Raw genomic sequence first — 18,533 nt, forward strand, 5'->3', positions numbered from 1 at the left:
TGAGGGCCCCCGGGATGGTTATCGGGGACTACCGTGCCGGCTATTTTGACCATTCAGGCCGTCCGGCTAATGTCCTTTCCCGGACCGGGGGTCCACACTCAAATGCTCGATTGGGGGATCGACATGACTGAGCTGACGCAGAATGTGAGTCCGATCGATATGGCGGTGAGAATCGACCCGGGCCCACGGGATTTCGCCGCACTGAACGAAGTCGTCCGCAAAGGCTCCCGCATCGGAAACGAGAGCCTGGACGAGGACGGCCACCTCAACGAGATCATCCCCAAGCCGTGGGGGCTCGAGTACCGCATCTACGTCGACGATTTCATCGACGTGTGGAATCTGAAGATCGACGAGGGCGAGTCCACGTCGATGCACGTACACCCCCGCAAGCTGACGTATCTCCTCTGCCTCGCGGGCCAGGGCGTGACCGAGACGCTGACGGGCGAGGTCCCGGTGGGCAGCGGATCGGTCCTGCGCATCGGGGGCGGCGCCTTCCACTCCTCGCGGAGCATCGGCCCCGGCCCGCTGTGGCTGGTCGAGGTCGAGGCACCGCGCAACAAGTTCGACCTGATCCGGCTGCGCGACACCTACGACCGGCAGGGCACGGCCTACGAGCGGCACCACACCGAGGCACCCGAACTGCCGGCGAGGCCGGTGACGTACCTGCCACAGGCGCGACTGCGGGACCGGTCCCCGGGAGCGGAGTTCGCGTTCTCCATCCGGGCCGGTGCGGACGTGTTCTACCGGCGCCAGGAGCGGGACCTGTTCCACATCCCGCTCGGCCTGACCGGAGTGGTCACCGGCGAGGTGGACATCCTCGCCCCCGCACAGGGCGACGTGCGCCGTCCCGCGCTGGACCAGTACTACCTCTCGCTCGCGCTCGCCTGACCGTCCGGTCCGGCCCCACTCCGGACGCCGGAACCCGCACCCAACGCCCACTCAGCAAGCACGCCCGAAGAAGGAGCACCCTCATGCCCAGTGCCGTCATCATCACCGGCCCCGGATTCCAGGACCACGACGTCGTCTACACCTACTACCGGCTTCTCGAAGAGGGCTGGCACGTGGACGTGGCCACCCGCAACGGTGCCGATGTCGTCGGCAAGTACGGCGTCCCGCTGCCCATGGACAAGACCGCCAAGCCGCTGATCGCCTTCGAGCAGCTGGACGCCGCGGCCTACGACGCGGTCATCCTCACCGGCGGCCACGAGGCGCCCGACCGGGTGCGCCAGGACGCCCGTGTCCTCGACTTCGTCCGCGCCATGGACGCGGCCGAGAAGGTCGTCGCCGGTCTCTGCCACGGCCCGTGGATCATGGTCTCCGCCGGCGTGCTCAAGGGCCGTCGCGCCTGCGCCTACATAGGTCTTCGCGACGATGTGATCAACGCCGGCGCCGACGTCGTGGACTCCGACGTGATCGTCGACGGCCACATCATCACCTGCTCCTACTACGCCTATGTGGGCCGGTTCATGCAGCAGGTCTTCGAGACGGTCGCCAAGAAGCAGGTGGTGGCGGCCTGAGTGGCCGTTGCCACCCGCGCGGGGGCGCGCCCCCATCCCCCGTACGGCGCGCGCCCTTTCGCATCCTCGAGGCCTTGAGGAGACACCTTGCTGATACTGGACTTCGACGGCGTCATCGCCGACGCCTTCACCGAGTGCGCTGTCGTCACCCACTACGCCGACCACGACCCGGCCACGGTCGCGGCCAAGCCGATCGCGGAGCTGGCGGCGGCCATGCCCGCCGGGTTCGTGTCCCGCTTCCGCACGGTCCGCACCTACGCCCGGCTGCTGGACGACTTCATGGTGGCCCGCGACCCCGCCGCCGACTCGATCCGGGGAGTGCAGGACTTCGAGGCCCTCGCGGCCCGCATCCCGGGTCCCAGGATGGACGCCCTGGTACGGGGCGCGACCGCGGTACGCGCCGCGCTGCGGGAGCGCCGGCGTACGGAGTGGCTGGACCTGCACACCCTGTATCCGGGAATCGCCGGGCTGCTCCGCCGTCACAGCGGCAGAGGCACGTCGATCGTCACGGCGAAGGACGAGCGGAGCGTGTGGGAGATCCTGGCCCATCACGGTCTGGACGTCACCGTGGCCCAGGTCGTCGGCGAGTGCTCGGACAAGCGCACGGTCGTGCGGCGGATCGCCGCGGCCGACGGACTCCCGCCGGAGGCCGTGACGTTCATCGACGACCACATCACCAACGCGCTCGCGGTGCGCGACACGGGTGCCACGAGCCTGTGGGCGTGGTGGGGCTACCACACGCCCGAGCACGTCGAGCGTGCCATCGCACGCAGGCAGCGACGGGTGTACCTGCCCGAACTGGCGGAGCTGACCGCCTGATCGGCGCCTTCGCCCACCGCACCCCGCTCCACCGGACACATCTCACAACGGAGGATCGACATGCCGAAGGTACTCTTCGCCCTCACCTCGCACGGCCGGCTCGGCGACACCGGCCGCGCCACCGGCTTCTACGTTCCCGAGGTCGCCCACCCCGCCGAGGTCTTCCGGGCGGCCGGCTGGGACATCGCCTTCGTGTCGGTCGCCGGCGGCCGGCCGCCGCGCGACGGCATCAAGCCGGACGACACCGTCACGACCCGGTTCCTGGCCGACAACGAGGCCGCGCTCGCCGCCACCCCCACCGCCGCGGAACTCGATGCCGCCGACTACGACGCCGTCTACTTCGCCGGTGGCCACGGCACGATGTGGGACTTCCCCGACGCGACCGCGCTGGCCCGGCTGGCCGCGGCCGTCTACGAGAGCGGTGGGGTCGTCGCCGCCGTCTGCCACGGCCCGGCCGCCCTGGTGAACCTCACCCTCACGGACGGCTCTCATCTGGTCGCCGGAAAGCAGGTCTCGTCGTTCACCAACGAGGAGGAGGCCGCGGTGGGACTGTCCGACGTCGTGCCCTTCGCCCTGGAGACGGCCCTGACCGAACGCGGCGCGAAGTTCACCAAGGCCGCGAACTTCACCGAGCACGCGGTGGCCGACACCCGTCTCGTGACGGGTCAGAACCCGGCTTCGGCCGCAAAGGTCGCCGAACTGGCAATTCTTCAGAACGCCAACTAAGTTGAAAAGGAAACGGGTCGACTATCGGCGGGGCGGATTCCACGCGCCCCGCTGATACGATTTGGCAACTTTACAAGGGCTTGAAACCGACTTGAACACCCCCGCCATGTCGAACGGTATCGTTCGAAGGGATGCTCGGGGGGTCGCATAGCGCGGAACGCCCCGACCTCCGCCGGTTGGGGGGCCGGTACGACTATGCAGCTGGGATGGCTACAGACCTTCATCACCGTCTGCCACACAGGCTCGTTCACCAAGGCCGCCCGGCAACTCGGCCTCACACAGCCGGCGGTCACTCAGCAGATCCGCAGTCTCGAGAGCGAACTGGGCAAGCCGCTGTTCCACCGCACGCCGCAAGGCGCGACACCCACGGCGGAGGGAAAGGCGCTGGCCTACGAGATCGAGGCGTCCATGGCCGAGATCAACGCAGCCGTTTCCCGCCACTTCGCGGACACCACGGAGAACCGTCCCATCCGCATGGGCGGGCCGGCGGAGTTGGTGACCGCCAGGGTCATGGCGTCCATCAGCCAGCTCATCGCCGCCGGCCTCGACGTCCGCATCAGCCTCGGCGAGGCGTCGAACCTCCTGGAGGACCTTCGCAGCGGGCATCTGGACATCGTGGTGTCCACGATCCAGCCCCAGGGCCGCGGGGTGGACTTCACTCCTCTGACGGACGAGGAGTTCGCCCTGCTCGCCTCGCCCCGCATCGCCGCGGGCATCCCGGCGGACGCCCTGGACTGCGAGAAGCTGAAGGTCCTGACGAAACTCCCGATGATCGCGTACGCGGAGACGCTGCCGATCATCCGCCGTTACTGGCGCACGGTCTTCGACGCCCCGCCACCGAGCCCGCCGGCGGTGGTCGTCCCCGACCTGCGTGCCGTGATCGCGGCCGTCACCTCGTCGGCGGGCATCTCGGTCCTGCCGACATATCTGTGCACTGCGGAACTGGCCTCGGGGGCGCTGGTCCCCCTGATGGAGCCGGAGATCCCTCCCATCAACACCCTCTACCTGGCCACGCGCTCCGGCACCCTCTCCGAACCCCGGCTCGCGCGACTCCACGAGCACCTGGTTCGCGACGCCCGGGGGTGGACGTGAGGGGGCGCTGGGAGAGCGGGACCAGGTGAAGGCAGGGGCCGATCCCGACGGTGGTCAGCGCGCGAACGCCTTGTGGAGACGTTCCGTCGCGTCCGCCAGCACCTCGACGCGTTTGCAGAACGCGAACCGGACGTAGGGCGCCCCCGCCTCCTTGTGGTCGTAGAAGACCGCGTTCGGGATGGCGACCACACCCGCCCGTTCGGGGAGGGCGCGGCAGAAGGCGAAGCCGTCGCTCTCGCCGAGGGGGCGGATGTCGGTGGTGACGAAGTATGTGCCCGCCGGCCGGAAGACCGTGAAGCCGGCGTCGGCGAGACCGGCGCCGAGCAGGTCCCGCTTGGCGCGCAGATCGTCGCGGAAGGCCGTGAAGTAGGCGTCCGGCAGGCGCAGGGCCTCGGCGGCGGCGTACTGGAACGGCCCGGACGCCACGTAGGTCAGGAACTGCTTGGCCGACCGCACCGCCGTCACCAGCCCCGGCGCCGCCGTCACCCAGCCGACCTTCCACCCTGTGAACGAGAACGTCTTCCCGGCCGACCCGATGGTCACCGTCCGCTCGCGCATCCCGGGGAAGGTCGCCAGCGGTACGTGCTCCGCCTCGTCGAACACCAGGTGCTCGTACACCTCGTCGGTGACCACCAGCAGATCGCGCTCGACGGCCAGCTCGGCGATCGCCCGCAGCTCCTCGCGGGTGAGCACGGTCCCGGTCGGGTTGTGCGGGGTGTTGATCAGCAGCAGCCGGGTCCGGTCCGTGACGGCGTCGCGCAGCTCGTCCAGGTCCAGCCGGAAGCCGCCCTCGGACGGGCGCAGCGTGACCGGTACGCGCCGGCCGCCCGCCATCGCGATGCAGGCGGCGTACGAGTCGTAGTACGGCTCCAGGGCGACCACCTCGTCGCCTGGTTCCAGCAGCGCCAGCAGTGCCGCGGCGATCGCCTCGGTCGCGCCTGCGGTGACCAGGACCTCCGTGTCCGGGTCGTACGCGAGCCCGTAGCGCCGCTCCTGGTGGGCGGCGATCGCGGCGCGCAGCTCGGGGACGCCGGGCCCCGGCGGGTACTGGTTGCCGCGCCCGTCGCGCAGCGCCCGTACGGCCGCCTCCCGCACCTCCTCGGGGCCGTCGGTGTCGGGGAAGCCCTGGCCGAGGTTGATGGACCCGGTGGTCACGGCGAGGGCCGACATCTCGGCGAAGATCGTCGTCCCGAACTCGGTGAGGCGGCGGTTGAGGAAGGGGCGCGCGCTGGAGGTCATGGCCGTCATCCTGCGCCCAAGCCGTGGAGTTCCTCAACTCGCCTTCATGGATGAGCACCGGGGTCTTCCGCGCCGCCGAGGGACGCGCAGGCGGCCCATGGGACTGCTGCGGATGAGTGACGAGAAGTACGGCTCCAGGAGGATGTCCACGATGTGACCAATTGATTCCTCTTACCTTCTTCTGAGATTCCGAAGTGCCGCGCAGCAGGCCGTCGCCTGCGTCCGCCACCCATGGAGGTCATCGAATGAACTTTCGTCCCTGGGTCGCAGCGCCGCTGGCGGGCGTGGTCATCGCCCTCGTGGCTCCGCCGGCCGGCGTAGCTGCGCAGACGTCTGCACGGCACGCGTCCGGCCCCCTGTGGCTCCGTCAAGGTGACCATGACCACGGTCGCCGCAATCCCTGGCGCCACTGCTACAGCCGGCGCCGTGTGGTGCTCATCGACAAGGGACTGAGGGCGATTCTGAGGAATGGCCGACGCGGGCCCGAGGCTCTCGTCCTGCAAGGAAGCTCGGCGTCCTCGTCCTGGTCGCCGACGGCACCGTGGGACACGTTCTCCGTCTCGACGTATTTGGACGTGAACTATCCCACCCAGACCACCGCCCAGTACGAGTTCGCGATCAAGGGCTTCTTCAGGGTGCACCCGGTCTTCGTGGTGAAGGCCTTCGACCGTCATGAGCGGGCCTTTCCCTTTCCGGCCGCACACTGCGTCAACGGCGAGGACGCCGGTGACCGCGGTGACCACGGTGGCCACGGTGACCACGGTCGTCCGCATGGTGGTACAGGTGCCGAGGGAAGCGGCTCGTCCGGCTCCCCGGTCCCCCAGAAGGGGGACCACCGTCGAAACGGCGGGGGTGAGCAGGGGACTCGCGTCCCCACGGGCGCCGTTCCCCCGGTTCCCGTTTCACGTGACACTGCGGCTGCCGCCTGTGGCGTCGGCCCTCTGAGCGCGAAGCACATCTTGATCGCGGCCGTCGGTCTGCTGATGGTTCTGGGAATGCTGGCTACGGCCTGGCTTCGCCGACGTCGTTCCGCCGCGTGACACTCGCCCGGAAGAGCCTCGGCGGCGCCTGGCGGTTCGAACGCCACCTGCGGGTGCGCGCCGCCGCTCTACTGGTCGTCGAACGTCTCGGCGTCCTGGTCGGCGGGACCGCTGCTCCCGGCGGAGGCCGAGGTGCCTGAGGGGCTGGGCGTGCCGGAGGGGCTGCGCGTGCCGGAGGGGCTCGGGCTGCCCGAGGAACCGGGTGTGTCCGAGGGGCTCGGGCGGGGGTCGTGGGGGCAGATCCGATATGGACTCTTGATGCCGAAGCTCAGGCCCCACTCCCGGTCACAGCCGCCCCAGTATGTCCCCACCCAGCCGCAGTAGGGGCCTCCATAGCTGTAACAGGGCGGTGCCGATGCCTGCGGGCCCGTGTTCGGGAAGGGCGGCTGGGGTGAGTCGCCTTCGCTCCACGAGATGCCGGAGGCGGCGACCACGCGGACCTGCGTGGCGTCGGAACTCCGGGGCATCCAGCCCGTGGCGGGGAGGAGCAGGCCGATGGCTGAGGCGGAAGCCGCCACCGTTGCAGCAGCGAGACCGCAGCGGATCAGGCGCATGACTGTTCCTCCCGGCTTGATGGTCTGTGGCAGGTCTGGGACGACCTCTGTGCACGGGCGCCGCCGCTGTGAGCACTGGAGTCGAACGTATGGTTTTCAGATCGCGCTCGCGGTCAGCGAACCGCCAGTCAGGTGGCCTCGCTCCGGTTTTTCACTCGAAGAGTCTCGCCTTCGCGCGCATCCCTGAGGGACCCTCAGAACTTGCTCAACTCTGCTTTGGCCGGTCACCGCCGCGGGCATCCCCCGACCACTCAGGAAGACAGAGGCGCCCACGGGGGGCCGCTTCGGGGGATTCGAAAGGGGGACGGCGCCATGGTCACCGGCATTTTTCTGGCGATCGTCTGCGTCGTTGTGGTGGCGCTGCTCGTGTCGGCACAGCGTCGTTCGAAGAAGGGGGCGGTGCGGTCGGGGGGCCGCTCCGGGGCGCGGGCGCGGACGGGCCGGGGGCACGACGGCAGCTACGGCGGCAGCGGGGACACCGGGGCCGGCAGCTGGTGGGTGGCCGGCGCCGACGGCGGTTCGTCGAGCGGGCACCACTCGGGCGGGCACCACTCGGGCGGGCACCACTCGTGCGGCGGGGGCCACTCCAGCGGGGGCCACTCCAGCGGGGGCCACTCCTGCGGCGGGCACTCGTCGTGCGGGTCCTCATGCGGCGGGGGCGGATGCGGCGGAGGCAACTGACACGGGGCAGTCGAGCTCCGGACGCATCCGGGCCGCGGCACGGGGTGGCCGCCGGGATCGGTCCCGACGGCCACCCCGTCCGTCCGTGCGCTCATGCGTCAGCGCCTGGCCGGTGGCTCCCTCTCCAGGGGGAGCGCAGGGGCGCACGCTGACGGCGCTGTGTGTGAGACGTGCGCTCATTGGCGCGTCGTGGAGGGGCGCACGGCTCACCACACAACACTCCAGGCGCACGCGGTAGTTGAACAGTTGAGCTGATGGGCCCTCGTGGGATGGAAACCCTACGAACTTGGGTAAAAATGCTTTGCCGGAACGACAGTTCATGATTCCCTCTCAACACACCAACGCAGCCCGCGGACGCCCTTCGGACACCTGTCCGGCAGGAGTCCCTCCCCACCGGGCCGACCGGAAGCATTACCCGACTGGCTGAGCCGGCCTTGTCCCCGGCGCCACGACCGGGGTGCTCCGGATCCCCACTTCTCACTTTGCGTGCTAGCGGAGCCGATCCATGCTCACGACCCTGAACACCTCCTACACCGACACGCGCGCGGCCGATCTGGCCTGGACCCTGGGCCGCGAGCCGCTGCCCGCGCTCGCCACCCTCGACCTCGAACTCGCCGGCGCGCAGTTGCAGCTGCGACTCCTCGGCGCGTCCCACCAGGTGCTCCTGGAGGAGGAACGGGGCATCTGCTCGGAGACGGTGGCGTGCATCGCGGGCTCCAGCACCCCGCTGCCCCTGGGTGTCGCCAAGCGGGTCGGCGACTGGGAGTACGAGTTCGCGGCCCGCGTCGAGGTGCTGTCTCCCGGCTCCTTCGCCGGTCGCGCCCAGGAACTGCTGGCCCTGGTCTCCGACCACCCCAACGGCCTGGCCGGCGTCTTCCCCGGCAGCCCGCACGCGTTCACCGCGATGCTGGCCCAGCGCCACGAGGGCCAGGTCCACTGGCGCACCTGGCACGCCTACCCGCAGGACGGCCAGTTGGTGGCCACCCGGACCCGGGTCGGGGTGAGGCAGCGTACGAAACGACGGGACGACGCCGGTCAGGCGTCGGTCCTGTCGGGCAGGTGAGGACGATCGGCGCCCGTTCAGCCATGGCCGCGCACCGTCATCGCGTCCGGTATGTGCGGACGAGCCGGTTCCGGCCGAAGCGACGCTCCGGGGGCGGCAGCCCCCACGTGGCCGCACCACCCTCCGGTGTCGAACGACCCGGCACCACACGTGTGGGTGACAAGGCTGAGCGCAAGCGTGACGTAGCGTTCCGGACGTGATCGAACCGCACGCGCCCGCACCACCCGGCGCTGCCGCCTCCTGGGGCGACGGCCGGAGCCAGGCGCGGCTGCCCGTGGGCCCGGGCACCGGGCGGTTCCTGGTCCTCGCCGGAGTGTTCGTCTGCGCGGCCTGTGGACTCGTGTACGAACTCGAACTCGTCGCGCTGGCTTCGTACTTGATCGGCGACTCGGTCACCCAGGCCTCGGTCGTGCTGTCGGTGATGGTGTTCGCGATGGGCGTCGGCTCGCTCGCCGCCAAGCGGCTCCGCTGCCGCGCCGCGGCCGGGTTCGGCGCGGTGGAGGCGGCGCTCGCACTCGTCGGCGGCCTGAGCGCGATGGCCCTGTACGCGGCCTTCGCCTGGACCGGCGACTGGGGCGGCGCCTGGTCCGGCGGACCGCGCTGCCTGCTGGTCGCGTTCTCCCTGGCGATCGGGCTGCTCACCGGCGCAGAGGTGCCGCTGCTGATGGAGCTGATCCAGCGCATCCGCCGACAGGACGCGGGCGGCGCGGTCGCCGACCTGTTCGCGGCCGACTACGTGGGCGCGCTCATCGGCGGCCTCGCCTTTCCCTTCCTGCTGCTGCCGCAGCTCGGCCAGCTGACGGGTGCCCTGGTCACCGGCGCGGTCAACGCGGCCGCGGGCGGCGCCCTGGTGCTCGGTCTGTTCCGGCGCGACCTGTCCCGGCGCGGGCGCCGGCTGCTGCTGGTCGCCAACCTCCTCGTCCTCGGCGTGCTCGCCGCGGCGGCCGTTCTCGTCGACGACTTCGAACGGGCCGCGCGCCAGGCGGTGTACGGCGATCACGTACGGGTCGCGCTGCGCACCGGCGGCCAGGAGGTGGTGCTGACCGGCGGCACCCACGGCCGTCCCCTCGACCTGTTCCTCGACGGCAGGCTCCGGGTCGACGGCCGAGACGAACTCCTCTACCACCAGGCGCTGGTGCACCCCGCGATGAGCGGCGGCCCGCACACGCGCGTGCTCGTCCTCGGCGGCGGCGACGGGCTCGCGGCACGCGAGGTGCTGCGGCATCCGGGGGTGCGGCGGGTCGACGTGATCGACCCGGACGCGGCGCTGTTCGGGCTCGCCCGCCGGGACGCGGCCCTGTCCGCGCTGAACGGCCACGCCTTCGCGGACCCGCGCGTCCACATCCATGCGGACGACACGTTCCGCTGGCTGAGGCGGACCCGGGGGGCGTACGACGTGGTGATCGCCGACCTGCCCGGCCCCGGCGGCACGGCGAGCACGAAGCTGTACTCGCAGGAGTTCTACGGCCTGACCCGGCGCGTGCTCGCGCCGGGCGGGCGGCTGGTGGTGCACGCGGGGCCGGTGACCACCCGGCCGCGTGCGTTCTGGACGGTGGAGGCGACGGTGCGGGCGGTGGGGCTCGGGACCACCCCGTACCGTGTCGACGGCCGCGCCACGGGCCGTCCGGCCGGGGCCGCCGGGGCGCCGCGCGACTGGGGGTTCGTGCTCGCCGCCCGCACCCCGCCCACGCTGACCCTGGACCCGCGCACACCGTGCCTGCGCACGCTGACCCGGGCGGCCCTGCGGGCGGACGCGCGGGCGGCGGCGCGCACCCGGGTACCGGGGCTGCTCCCGTCGACGCTGGTGCGTCCGGGATACCAGGAATGAGCCTCCCGGCCCCCACGGACGTGCGAATCCCGTCCCGCACGGGTGAGGTTCGGGCGCTGCTGGGTAGTCTCGTCAGACATGGAGCATGAGGTGTTCGTCCCGGTTCCCGCCGAGCGGCTGAGCGAGGCGCTGGCCGACCCGGCCCGGGTGGCCCGCGCGATCCCCGGGCTCCAGCAGGACGCGGGCACGGAGCCCGTCGCCGGCCGCCTGAGGGTGCGCGCCGGCGGCCACACGATCACCTACCGCGGCGCCCTGCGGATCGAGGGGCGGGACGACGGCTCGTTCACGGTGGAGGGCGAGGGCACCGAGGCCCGCGGCACGGGCACGGCGAAACTGTCCCTGTCCCTGCGTCTGACCCCGGCCGAGGACGGCACCACGGTCACGTTCACGGGAACGGCCACGGCCGACGGCCGGATCACGGACCTTCCGGCCGAGACGGTGGCGTCGGCGGCGACGCGCCTGCTGGGACGGTTCGCGGAGAAGCTGGGGGAGGTGGCGCAGGAAAGCCCTCGGGAGGTGGCCGAAGGGCCGTCACAGGAGCCGAGTCCCGAGGAGCAACCCGCCTCCGCCGGCGACACCGAGGTCCCCGCGTCGTCCCTCGAGCCCCTCGCCGGGGAGGACGAACCCGGTCTCCCACCCGATGCCTTCGCCGGGGAGGGGGAACCCGGTCTCGCGCCCGACACCTTCGACGAGGAACCGCCCGCCGAGGCGGCGCACGCCCGTCGCACGATGATCGGGCGCAGCGCCGAGGAGGTCGACCACGCGCCCCCGCGCGGCCGGTACGCGCCCGTCCCGGCCCCGGAAGCCGCGGCGGCCACCGCCACCCTCCGCTGGGCGGCCCCGGCGGCGGCCCTGCTCGTGGCATCGGCGATCGTGGCGGGCCGGCTGCTGCGTCGCCGGCGCTGACGTACGCGCACCGGCGTCCCCACCCGCCCCGTTGATCCGCCCAGTAGGGTCGGGCACGTGAGCAACGACGAGATCACGTTGGCCGCGGGAGACGCGGAAGTCGTGCTGGCGCCGGGGAACGGCGGGCGCGTGAGGAGCCTGCGTATCGGCGGGACCGAACTGCTGCGGCAGGGCGAACGGTTCGGCTGCTTCCCGATGGCCCCCTGGTGCGGTCGTATCCGGGACGGCAGGTTCCGCAACGGCGGCACCCTCCAGCAGATGCCCCTCAACGCCCCGCCGCACGCCATCCACGGCACGGTCCGCGACGGCGTCTGGCGCGTCGCCCGCGCCGAGCCCACCGAGGCCGTCCTCACCTACGACCTGGTCGCCCCCTGGCCCTACGCCGGGCGCGTCACCCAGCTGGCCGCGCTCACCGAGGACGCCCTCACGCTGACCATGTCCGTGGAGACGTACGACGACTCCTTCCCGGCCCAGATCGGCTGGCATCCCTGGTTCCACCGCAGCCTGGGAGGCGAGGACGTCCGCATCGACTTCGCCCCCGCCTGGCAGGAGGAGCGCGGCGACGACCACCTGCCCACCGGCAACCGCGTCGACCCCAAGCCCGGTCCCTGGGACGACTGCTTCGGCATGCCCGGCGGCGTCGACGTCACCCTCACCTGGCCCGGTCAGCTGGAGCTGAAGGTCACCAGCCGTGAGGAGTGGGTCGTGGTCTACGACGAGCAGAGCGAGGCGGTGTGCGTGGAACCGCAGACCGGCCCCCCGGACGGCCTCAACACCCTTCCGCGTCTGGTCACACCCATCGAGCCGCTGGAGGCCACCACCACGTGGACCTGGCGACGGCTCTGAGGGCCCTGAACAGCGGGGCTCTAAGCTGGCTGCCATGAGCGACGTTCGCGGCGAGCTGCTGCAGCAGATCAAGGACAAGGCCGTGGTGCACGGCAAGGTGACCCTGTCGTCGGGCAAGGAAGCCGACTACTACATCGACCTCCGCCGCATCACCCTCGACGGCGTGGCCGCCCCGCTGGTGGGTCAGGTCATGCTCGACCTGACCGCCGACCTGGACTACGAGGCGGTCGGCGGCCTGACCCTGGGTGCCGACCCGGTGGCGACCGCGATGCTGCACGCCTCCGCCGCCCGGGGCACGACGCTCGACGCCTTCGTCGTCCGCAAGGCGGGCAAGGCGCACGGCCTGCAGCGCCGTATCGAGGGCGCGGAGGTCGCGGGCCGCCGTGTGCTGGCCGTCGAGGACACCTCCACCACCGGCGGCTCGGTGCTGACCGCCGTGGAGGCGCTGCGGGAGGCCGGCGCCGAGGTCGTCGCGGTCGCGACGATCGTGGACCGGGCGACGGGCGCGGCCGAGGCGATCGCGGAGAAGGCCCAGGTGCCCTACCTGTTCGCCTACTCCAAGGACGACCTGGGTCTGGACTGAGACACGGGGCCATCCACAGGCTGGACGGGGTGTCCGAAGCATCCGGTCACGTCTGGAAAGATGGGGCCGACGATGACGTCACTCCCTAGGTCAGGGCCGTAAGCACGCAGAACGCAACCCGCACAACAAGGAGCGGACAGATGCCCATCGCAACCCCCGAGGTCTACAACGAGATGCTCGACCGGGCGAAGGCAGGCAAGTTCGCCTACCCGGCCATCAACGTGACCTCCTCCCAGACCCTGCACGCGGCCCTGCGCGGTTTCGCGGAGGCGGAGAGCGACGGCATCGTCCAGATCTCGACGGGTGGCGCCGAGTTCCTGGGCGGCCAGTACAGCAAGGACATGGTCACCGGTGCGGTGGCCCTGGCCGAGTTCGCCCACATCGTCGCGGAGAAGTACCCGGTCAACATCGCCCTGCACACGGACCACTGCCCGAAGGACAAGCTCGACGGGTACGTACGTCCGCTGCTCGCGATCTCCGAGGAGCGCGTCAAGGCCGGCCAGAACCCGCTGTTCCAGTCGCACATGTGGGACGGCTCCGCCGAGACCCTGGCCGACAACCTGGCGATCGCCCAGGAACTGCTCGCCCGCACCTCCGCCGCGAAGATCATCCTCGAGGTGGAGATCACCCCGACGGGCGGCGAGGAGGACGGCGTCTCCCACGAGATCAACGACAGCCTGTACACGACGGTCGACGACGCGCTCCGCACGGCGGAGGCGCTGGGCCTCGGCGAGAAGGGCCGCTACCTGCTGGCCGCCTCCTTCGGCAACGTGCACGGCGTGTACAAGCCGGGCAACGTCGTGCTGCGCCCCGAGCTGCTGAAGGAGCTGAACGAGGGCGTGGCCGAGCGGTTCGGCAAGGAGTCGCCGTTCGACTTCGTCTTCCACGGCGGTTCCGGCTCCACGGAGCAGGAGATCCTGACCGCCCTGGAGAACGGCGTGGTCAAGATGAACATCGACACGGACACGCAGTACGCGTTCACGCGTCCGGTCGTCGACCACATGTTCAAGAACTACGACGGCGTCCTGAAGGTCGACGGCGAGGTCGGCTCCAAGAAGACCTACGACCCGCGCACCTGGGGCAAGCTGGCGGAGGCGTCGATGTCGAAGCGAGTGCTGGAGGCCTGCCAGAACCTCCGCTCCACGGGCACGAAGATCAAGTAACAGGGGTGGGCGGGGTGCCCGTCGCTGCGGCACCCCGCCACCGCCCGGCTGCGCAAGCCTCCGGGCACCCCGCCTCCGCGTGCCGCACACCTGGCTCGAGCGCTCCCGGCGCGGGATGATCCCAGCATGGCGGTTACCGCACAGCCGACCCACGCTGTCAGGCTCAGCACCCCGCAGGGGAAGTGGATCCTCCTGACAACGGTGCTCGGCTCCAGCATGGCCCTGCTGGACTCCACCGTCGTCAACGTCGCCCTCCCCCGCATCGGCCACGCCCTCGACGCGAGCCTCGCCGCTCTCCAGTGGACCGTCAACGCGTACATGCTCACGCTCGCCGGTCTCATCCTGCTCGGCGGCGCCCTCGGCGACCGCTACGGCCGCCGCAGGATCTTCGTCCTCGGCGTCCTGTGGTTCGCCGCAGCCTCCCTCCTGTGCGGCCTGGCCCCCACCTCCGAGGTCCTCATCGTCGCCCGCGCCCTCCAGGGTGTCGGCGGTGCCCTGCTCACCCCGGGGTCGCTCGCGCTCATCCAGGCCACCTTCCACCCCGACGACCGTGGCAGGGCGGTCGGCCTGTGGTCCGGCTTCGGCGGCATCGGCGCCGCCGTCGGCCCGTTCCTCGGCGGCTGGCTGGTGGCCGGCCCGGGCTGGCGCTGGGTCTTCCTCCTGAACGTCCCCCTGGCCCTCCTCTGCGCGCCGATCGCCGTACGCCACGTCCCCGAGTCCTCCGCCGGCGGCACCCACAGCCGCCGCTTCGACGCCCTCGGCGCCAGCCTCGGCGCCCTCTCCCTCGCCCTGGTGACGTACGCCCTCATCGAGGCCCACGGCGGCTCGCTCACGGCGGCCCTCACCGCGGTCGCGGGCCTCGCCGCCGGGATCGCCTTCATCCACGTCGAACGGCACCGCCCCGACCCGATGATGCCGCTCGACATCTTCGCCTCCCGCCAGTTCACGGCGGTCAACCTGGTGACCCTCTGCGTCTACGCGGCCTTCGGCGGCTTCTTCTTCCTCACCGCGCTCCAGCTCCAGGTCGTCTCCGGCTACTCGCCCCTGCGGGCCGGCGTCGCCCTGCTGCCCACCACCGTCCTGATGCTCCTGTTCTCGTCCCGCTCCGGCGCCCTCGCCGAACGCATCGGCCCCCGCATCCCGCTCACCGTCGGCCCCCTGCTCTGCGCGGCCGGCATGCTGCTGATGCTGCGCGTCGGCAAGGGCGCCGCGTACGCCGCCGACGTCCTGCCCGCCGTGTTGGTCATGGGCGCCGGCATGGTCACGCTGGTCGCCCCGCTGACCGCCACCGTGCTCGCCTCGGTGGACACCGACCGGGCCGGCCTGGCCAGCGGCATCAACAACGCGGCGGCCCGCGCGGCCGGTCTGATCGCCGTGGCCGCGCTGCCGCTGCTCACGGGGATGGGACCGGAGGCGTACCGGGTTCCGGACGCGTTCGAGGCCGCCTTCCGCCGGGCGATGCCGCTGTGCGCGGGCGTCCTGGTCGCGGGCGCGGTGCTCGCCTTCGCGACCGTACGCCGCCCGGCCCCGGAGTGCCGCCACCCCGAGTGCCGTACGCACTGTTCCATGACCGCGCCACCGCTCGAGCCGCCGCGCGGTTCGGCGGGGTCCGGGGCCGGTCCGGCCTCCTGAGCAGGTGCCGAGGGCGAGCGATCTGCGGGCACGGTCGATGGCGCACACTGATCCCATGACCCTTCACGAGAACCTTCTCGGGGGCCCGCCCCCGACGCACCTCCCCGACGACCCGGAGCCGCGCGAGCTCCTCGCGAGCGGCACGGCGCCCTCCGAGGTCGCCGCCCGGTACCCCGCCTCCTCGCTCGCCTGGGCGCAGCTCGCCGACGACGCGTTCGAGCGGGGCGCGGTCGTCGAGTCGTACGCGTACGCCCGTACGGGCTACCACCGCGGCCTGGACGCCCTGCGCCGCAACGGCTGGAAGGGCCATGGACCCATCCCCTGGGAGCACGAGCCCAACCGCGGGTTCCTGCGCGCCCTGCACGCCCTCGCGCGGGCCGCACACGGCATCGGCGAGCAGGAGGAGTACGAGCGCTGCTCGCAGTTCCTGAAGGACTCCTCGCCGGCGGCGGCCCAGACCCTGGGCTAGTACCCCCGCGCCCCGTGCGTGTCAGGCCCGCCTGTGACCAGGCGGGCCTTGCGGTGTCCGGGGGCATTGCGCAGGATGCCTGTGGGGACCGGGGCCCCCGTGCCGGCATCGGCAGGGGCGGACCGCTACCCGGAGTACATGCAGGAGACAGCGATGTCCCAACAGGCTCACCCGACTCCTCCCTCTCCCGAGGGCTCTGAGCCCGAGACCCCGCATCTCGCCCCCAAAATCGATTGGAGCCAGGGCACGACCCCGTACGAGGACTACGTCCGGGCGGACGTGCTCACCCACCTCCAGCACCCCCTCTCCGACGACCCCGGAGAGATGGTCTTCCTGGTCACGACCCAGGTGATGGAGCTGTGGTTCACCGTCATCGTCCACGAGTGGGAGACCGCGGCGCGCGCCCTGCGCGAGGACCGGGTGCCGGTGGCGATCGACGCGCTGAAGAGGTCCGTACGGGAGCTCCAGGCGCTGAACGCGTCCTGGCGGCCCCTGGCACAGCTGACGCCCGTCCAGTTCAACTCCTACCGCTCCGCCCTCGGCGAGGGCTCCGGCTTCCAGTCGGCGATGTACCGCCGCATGGAGTTCCTGCTCGGCGAGAAGTCCGCGTCCATGCTGGTCCCGCACCGCGGCGCGCCCCGCGTCCACGCCGAACTGGAGAAGGCGCTGCACGAGCCGTGCCTGTACGACGAGGTGCTGCGGCTGCTCGCCCGGCGCGGGCACGCCGTCCCGGACGCGGTGCTGCGACGTGACGTCTCGCAGCGCTACGAGCCCTCGGAGGAGGTCGAGTCGGTCTGGGCGGCCGTCTACGCGGGGGACCCGGACGACGAACTCGCCCGGCTGGGCGAAGCGCTCACCGATGTCGCGGAACTGGTGTGGCGCTGGCGCAACGACCACCTTCTCGCCACCCGGCGCGCGATGGGCGCCAAGCCCGGCACGGGCGGCTCCGCCGGGGTGGCCTGGCTGGAGAAGCGGGCCCAGAAGAACGTGTTCCCCGAGCTGTGGACGGCGCGGTCCCATGTCTGAGCCGTCGGAACTCGCCGTCAGGGCGAAGAAGCTGGACGCGGCCGACGAACTCGCCGCGAAGCGCTCGGAGTTCGTCCTCGACACCGTGTCCGATCATGCGGCTGACGCCGCGGGCGTCTATCTGGACGGCAACTCGCTGGGCGCGCTGCCCGTCGTCGTGCCGGGCCGGATGGAGGACGTCGTCCGCAGGCAGTGGGGATCGCTGCGGATCCGGTCCTGGGACGAGAGCGGCTGGTGGACGGCGCCGGAGCGGATCGGCGAGCGGATCGCCCCGCTGGTCGGGGCCGCGCCCGGGCAGATCGTGGTGGGCGACTCGACCAGCGTGAACGTCTTCAAGGCGCTGGTGGCGGCGGTGCGGATGGCGCGGGAGACGGACGCCGGCCGGGACGAGATCCTGGTCGACGCGACGACGTTCCCGACGGACGGGTACATCGCCGGATCGGCGGCACGGATGACGGGCTGCACGCTGCGTCCTGTGGCCCCGGCGGACGTGCCGGGGGCGCTGTCCGGCCGTACGGCGGCCGTGCTGCTGAACCACGTCGACTACCGCACCGGCAGGCTGCACGACCTGCCCGGGCTGACGGCCGCCGTGCACGCGGCGGGCGCGGTCTCGGTCTGGGACCTGTGCCACAGCGCGGGCGCGCTGCCCGTGGGCCTGGACGAACACGGGGTCGATCTGGCGGTCGGCTGCACCTACAAGTACCTGAACGGCGGCCCCGGCTCGCCCGCGTACCTGTATGTGCGGCGGGAGTTGCAGGACCGCTTCGACTCACCGCTGCCGGGCTGGAACTCGCACGCGGAACCCTTCGGCATGCGGAGCGACTACGAAGCGGCGCCGGGCGCCGTGCGCGGTCGCGTCGGCACCCCCGACATCCTGTCGATGCTCGCCCTGGAGGCGGCGCTGGAGGTGTGGGACGGCGTCTCGATCGACGCGGTCCGCGCCAAGTCGCTGGCCCTGACGGACTTCTTCCTCGAGTGCGTGGCGGCCTACGTCCCGCCGGGCACGGTCGAGTCCCTGACCCCCGCCGCGCACGGGGAACGGGGCAGCCAGATCTCGCTGCGATGTGCGGACGCGGGGGACGTGATGAAGCGGCTGATCGCAGCCCGGGTGGTCGGTGACTTCCGGCCGCCGGACGTGCTGCGGTTCGGGTTCACGCCGCTGTACGTGGGGTTCGGGGACGTGGAACGGGCGGCCCGGGTGCTGGCGGAGGTGGTGGCCTGACGGGCGTTTCACGGGGGGCGGGGCGACCCGCCCCCCGTGCGGGCGCGAACCCCGTGGCCGGGGCCCCGGCCACCGCCCACCGGGGCGGCTCGGCAGAACCGGTTGCTCCTCACCCAGAGTGACAACC

At 71.7% G+C, this 18,533-nt stretch carries 17 protein-coding genes; 15 read left to right on the forward strand and 2 right to left on the reverse strand.

Annotated elements, in window-relative coordinates; genetic code table 11:
- The first annotated feature begins 123 nt into the window (after positions 1 to 123).
- The 5 genes from C3488_RS03905 (at position 124) to C3488_RS03925 (ending at position 4,154) form a co-directional block, all read left to right on the forward strand.
- Positions 124 to 888, forward strand: a complete 765-nt coding sequence (locus tag C3488_RS03905; RefSeq protein WP_103837963.1) for a hypothetical protein — start codon at positions 124 to 126, stop codon at positions 886 to 888.
- An 83-nt stretch (positions 889 to 971) separates the two neighbouring features.
- A complete protein-coding gene (locus C3488_RS03910) occupies positions 972 to 1,517 on the forward strand; it encodes a DJ-1/PfpI family protein (protein WP_103837868.1) in 546 nt (181 codons plus the stop codon).
- 87 nt (positions 1,518 to 1,604) lie between these two features.
- Positions 1,605 to 2,336: an HAD family hydrolase gene (locus C3488_RS03915; RefSeq protein ID WP_103837869.1), complete on the forward strand. Its 732-nt coding sequence runs from the start codon at positions 1,605 to 1,607 to the stop codon at positions 2,334 to 2,336.
- Positions 2,337 to 2,396: 60 nt separating this feature from the next.
- Positions 2,397 to 3,062, forward strand: a complete 666-nt coding sequence (locus C3488_RS03920) for a type 1 glutamine amidotransferase domain-containing protein (RefSeq protein ID WP_103837870.1) — start codon at positions 2,397 to 2,399, stop codon at positions 3,060 to 3,062.
- Between the two features lie 195 nt (positions 3,063 to 3,257).
- Positions 3,258 to 4,154 (forward strand): LysR family transcriptional regulator, encoded by an 897-nt coding sequence (locus tag C3488_RS03925; RefSeq protein ID WP_103837871.1) that lies wholly within the window; start codon positions 3,258 to 3,260, stop codon positions 4,152 to 4,154.
- Between the two features lie 54 nt (positions 4,155 to 4,208).
- Here the strand turns inward: C3488_RS03925 and C3488_RS03930 are convergent, their stop codons facing one another.
- Both C3488_RS03930 and C3488_RS40040 read right to left on the reverse strand, forming a co-directional pair.
- On the reverse strand, positions 4,209 to 5,402 hold the full coding sequence (locus C3488_RS03930; RefSeq protein ID WP_103837872.1) for a pyridoxal phosphate-dependent aminotransferase: 1,194 nt from the start codon (positions 5,400 to 5,402) through the stop codon (positions 4,209 to 4,211).
- Between the two features lie 1,099 nt (positions 5,403 to 6,501).
- Positions 6,502 to 6,987, reverse strand: coding sequence for a hypothetical protein (locus tag C3488_RS40040; RefSeq protein ID WP_146067828.1), 486 nt, complete (start codon positions 6,985 to 6,987; stop codon positions 6,502 to 6,504).
- A 1,186-nt stretch (positions 6,988 to 8,173) separates the two neighbouring features.
- Between C3488_RS40040 and C3488_RS03950 the strand changes: the two genes are divergently transcribed.
- From C3488_RS03950 to kynU, 10 genes are all read left to right on the forward strand, one after another.
- Positions 8,174 to 8,731 (forward strand): DUF2617 family protein, encoded by a 558-nt coding sequence (locus tag C3488_RS03950; protein WP_103837876.1) that lies wholly within the window; start codon positions 8,174 to 8,176, stop codon positions 8,729 to 8,731.
- A gap of 196 nt (positions 8,732 to 8,927) precedes the next feature.
- The gene (locus tag C3488_RS03955) at positions 8,928 to 10,559 is read left to right on the forward strand and encodes a polyamine aminopropyltransferase (protein WP_103837877.1); all 1,632 of its coding nucleotides are present in this window, start codon (positions 8,928 to 8,930) and stop codon (positions 10,557 to 10,559) included.
- A gap of 78 nt (positions 10,560 to 10,637) precedes the next feature.
- On the forward strand, positions 10,638 to 11,465 hold the full coding sequence (locus C3488_RS03960) for an SRPBCC family protein (protein ID WP_103837878.1): 828 nt from the start codon (positions 10,638 to 10,640) through the stop codon (positions 11,463 to 11,465).
- A 57-nt stretch (positions 11,466 to 11,522) separates the two neighbouring features.
- Positions 11,523 to 12,311: an aldose epimerase gene (locus tag C3488_RS03965; RefSeq protein ID WP_103837879.1), complete on the forward strand. Its 789-nt coding sequence runs from the start codon at positions 11,523 to 11,525 to the stop codon at positions 12,309 to 12,311.
- 34 nt (positions 12,312 to 12,345) lie between these two features.
- Complete coding sequence (pyrE, locus tag C3488_RS03970; RefSeq protein WP_103837880.1) at positions 12,346 to 12,894, forward strand: orotate phosphoribosyltransferase; 549 nt, start codon at positions 12,346 to 12,348, stop codon at positions 12,892 to 12,894.
- Between the two features lie 140 nt (positions 12,895 to 13,034).
- A complete protein-coding gene (fbaA, locus tag C3488_RS03975) occupies positions 13,035 to 14,057 on the forward strand; it encodes a class II fructose-bisphosphate aldolase (RefSeq protein ID WP_103837881.1) in 1,023 nt (340 codons plus the stop codon).
- Between the two features lie 126 nt (positions 14,058 to 14,183).
- On the forward strand, positions 14,184 to 15,689 hold the full coding sequence (locus C3488_RS03980; protein WP_103837882.1) for a DHA2 family efflux MFS transporter permease subunit: 1,506 nt from the start codon (positions 14,184 to 14,186) through the stop codon (positions 15,687 to 15,689).
- A gap of 55 nt (positions 15,690 to 15,744) precedes the next feature.
- On the forward strand, positions 15,745 to 16,158 hold the full coding sequence (locus tag C3488_RS03985; RefSeq protein ID WP_103837883.1) for a DUF3151 domain-containing protein: 414 nt from the start codon (positions 15,745 to 15,747) through the stop codon (positions 16,156 to 16,158).
- 153 nt (positions 16,159 to 16,311) lie between these two features.
- Entirely contained in the window at positions 16,312 to 17,184 is an 873-nt protein-coding gene (locus C3488_RS03990) for a tryptophan 2,3-dioxygenase family protein (RefSeq protein ID WP_103837884.1), read from the forward strand.
- Entirely contained in the window at positions 17,177 to 18,406 is a 1,230-nt protein-coding gene (gene kynU / locus C3488_RS03995; protein WP_103837885.1) for a kynureninase, read from the forward strand. Before C3488_RS03990 ends, kynU begins: the two co-directional genes overlap by 8 nt.
- Positions 18,407 to 18,533 lie beyond the last annotated feature (127 nt).

This window comes from Streptomyces sp. Ru72, from assembly GCF_002920635.1.
In the GTDB taxonomy this organism is placed as follows: Bacteria; Actinomycetota; Actinomycetes; order Streptomycetales; family Streptomycetaceae; genus Streptomyces.

What these genes read in the sequence shown, in the direction of transcription:
- C3488_RS03905 (WP_103837963.1), top strand. Translation starts at nt 124, where the DNA reads ATGACTGAGCTGACGCAGAATGTGAGTCCGATCGATATGGCGGTGAGA.
- C3488_RS03910 (WP_103837868.1), top strand. Translation starts at nt 972, where the DNA reads ATGCCCAGTGCCGTCATCATCACCGGCCCCGGATTCCAGGACCACGAC.
- C3488_RS03920 (WP_103837870.1), top strand. Translation starts at nt 2,397, where the DNA reads ATGCCGAAGGTACTCTTCGCCCTCACCTCGCACGGCCGGCTCGGCGAC.
- C3488_RS03925 (WP_103837871.1), top strand. Translation starts at nt 3,258, where the DNA reads ATGCAGCTGGGATGGCTACAGACCTTCATCACCGTCTGCCACACAGGC.
- C3488_RS03930 (WP_103837872.1), bottom strand. Translation starts at nt 5,402, where the DNA reads ATGACGGCCATGACCTCCAGCGCGCGCCCCTTCCTCAACCGCCGCCTC.
- C3488_RS40040 (WP_146067828.1), bottom strand. Translation starts at nt 6,987, where the DNA reads ATGCGCCTGATCCGCTGCGGTCTCGCTGCTGCAACGGTGGCGGCTTCC.
- C3488_RS03950 (WP_103837876.1), top strand. Translation starts at nt 8,174, where the DNA reads ATGCTCACGACCCTGAACACCTCCTACACCGACACGCGCGCGGCCGAT.
- C3488_RS03960 (WP_103837878.1), top strand. Translation starts at nt 10,638, where the DNA reads ATGGAGCATGAGGTGTTCGTCCCGGTTCCCGCCGAGCGGCTGAGCGAG.
- pyrE (WP_103837880.1), top strand. Translation starts at nt 12,346, where the DNA reads ATGAGCGACGTTCGCGGCGAGCTGCTGCAGCAGATCAAGGACAAGGCC.
- fbaA (WP_103837881.1), top strand. Translation starts at nt 13,035, where the DNA reads ATGCCCATCGCAACCCCCGAGGTCTACAACGAGATGCTCGACCGGGCG.
- C3488_RS03980 (WP_103837882.1), top strand. Translation starts at nt 14,184, where the DNA reads ATGGCGGTTACCGCACAGCCGACCCACGCTGTCAGGCTCAGCACCCCG.
- C3488_RS03985 (WP_103837883.1), top strand. Translation starts at nt 15,745, where the DNA reads ATGACCCTTCACGAGAACCTTCTCGGGGGCCCGCCCCCGACGCACCTC.
- C3488_RS03990 (WP_103837884.1), top strand. Translation starts at nt 16,312, where the DNA reads ATGTCCCAACAGGCTCACCCGACTCCTCCCTCTCCCGAGGGCTCTGAG.
- kynU (WP_103837885.1), top strand. Translation starts at nt 17,177, where the DNA reads ATGTCTGAGCCGTCGGAACTCGCCGTCAGGGCGAAGAAGCTGGACGCG.